Source organism: Acetitomaculum ruminis DSM 5522 (genome assembly GCF_900112085.1).
Classification (GTDB): domain Bacteria; phylum Bacillota; class Clostridia; order Lachnospirales; family Lachnospiraceae; genus Acetitomaculum; species Acetitomaculum ruminis.
In genome coordinates this window covers 1-2,016 of sequence record NZ_FOJY01000034.1, presented here as the reverse complement: position 1 = coordinate 2,016, position 2,016 = coordinate 1, and the positions used below count along the sequence as shown (strand labels likewise).

Annotated in this window: 1 protein-coding gene and 1 tRNA gene; both read right to left on the bottom strand. The window is 30.5% G+C overall.

What is annotated here, in order from left to right; all coding sequences use genetic code 11:
• Positions 1–442: 442 nt before the first annotated feature.
• Entirely contained in the window at positions 443–1,456 is a 1,014-nt protein-coding gene (locus BM153_RS14235) for a GNAT family N-acetyltransferase (RefSeq protein WP_092874928.1), read from the bottom strand.
• A gap of 471 nt (positions 1,457–1,927) precedes the next feature.
• Positions 1,928–2,014 (bottom strand) — tRNA-Leu (locus BM153_RS13155).
• Between the last annotated feature and the right edge of the window lie 2 nt (positions 2,015–2,016).

The window sequence follows — 2,016 nt, the reverse complement described above, 5'->3', positions numbered from 1 at the left end:
CAACAACCATCAGTTGCTCCAGTATCTATAAAACCATTTCTATCATAAAAATGATTCTAATTGCATTCTCCAATAAATATGTAACTTTCTTTCAACAACCATCAGTTGCTCCAGTATCTATAAAACCATTTCTATCACAAAAATTATTCTAATTGCATTCTCCGGTAAAATTTAGCTTTCTTTCAACAACCATCAGTTATCCTAGTGTCTATAAAACCATTTCTATCATAAAAATGATTCTAATGGCATTCTCCAATAAATATGTAACTTTCTTTCAACAACCATCAGTTGCTCCAGTATCTATAAAACCATTTCTATCACAAAAATGATTATAATTGCATGCACCAGTAAAATATAGCTGACATTCAACAAGCATCAGTTGCTCCGATGTCTACAAAACTATTTATTATTTTCTCTCCACACAACTCATCAAAAAAACTCCTCATATTATATTTTTTTCATAACCATATTCGTTTAATACCAATTCCTCATCTATAACCTCTTCATAAATTCCAGCTGCTCTTAAAAATCCACATTTTTCATATAATCTTATGGCCGGTTCATTACAGTCAACAACAAAAAATCTTAATACTGTAGCATTCTGCTTTAATGCAATATTTTCACATTCTGACAGCATTCTGCTTCCTATTCCTTTTCCTTTGTAATTTACATTAACACCAAGTCTGTCCATGTATAAAATTTCATTGTCATTGTACTGCCACTTGACCTTACAAGCGCCTGGATTATCCCTACTTGTTACAAAAGCTGCTACAATAGCATCACCATCCAACAAGACATACATGCTGTTATTTGTTATATCCTCCTCAAACAATTCACATGGATAATAGTCATCCCAAATATCAATTCCGTTTTTTTTCATATCATCAATTATATCGAGATACATTCGCTTAATTTCAGATAAATCTGAAATCTTTGCCTTACGAAATTTGTAATTCATCTGTTCATATATTTGATTAATAATCGGTGTTTTGAACTCAATATATTTATCAATATCATGTGGAAATAGCCTGGCTGCCTCTATTTTTATCTTACTGTATTTAATCATATCCTCTTTATGATTTATAAGATAATCTCTAAAAGCAATATGCCTTCTAAGCTCCTCTGAATTCTCAGGACATAAATATAAATGATGTGTTCGTAGATGCTCTTTTTTTTCATAAGAAAAAGCTTCCCGTCCTTCAATCCCAAGATTCCCCTCATGAAAATATCCGATATCTTCCAATATTTTAATTACGTTATCAACATCAACTTCTCTGACAACAATATCTATATCTATTATGGGTTTTGCTGCTAAACCTTCAACTGCAGTACTTCCTACATGCTCTATTGAAACAGCCAAACTTCCTAAAGTCCCTTTGATTTCGTTTTTTATTTTAATAAAATCATTTTTCCATTTAGTATCATATGGTAGTACTTTTACATATTTTGTTCTCATATTTATTTTCCAATCTTTCCTATTTTTTTTCCCTATTATATCTTATACTTATCATATAGCAAATAATATTTTCCATCTAATAAAATATCAAAAAAATACTAAATGATGCTATAATGTCTCTTTCAGACGAGATTGCACGCTTAGAAAACCGGTTAAGACACACAATAAAGAAAATAAAAGCCTTAATGAAAATAATGAATTTTTATAGAAGCAAGTACTTTTTTCACAGTGTTAAGCTAGTAAATAAGATTAAGATTTCTTGCTATAAAAACTGATGACAGCAAAATTTAAGGTATGTTAAGTTTATAATCTTGTTTCTTAAATGTATTAAATCAGTTTTTTATAGTTAAATTAAAGAAAAATCTTCAGTGAAAATACGATTATATAGACAATTTAATGAATAAAAATATTGATTAAAATAAAAAAAGCTATAGGACCTGTTATAAACAAATCTTACAACCTCAAATACAGTGCCGGCGACCGGAATCGAACCGGTACGGGAGTATAAGTCCCGCAGGATTTTAAGTCCTGTGCGTCTGCCAGTTCCGCCACGCCGGCAT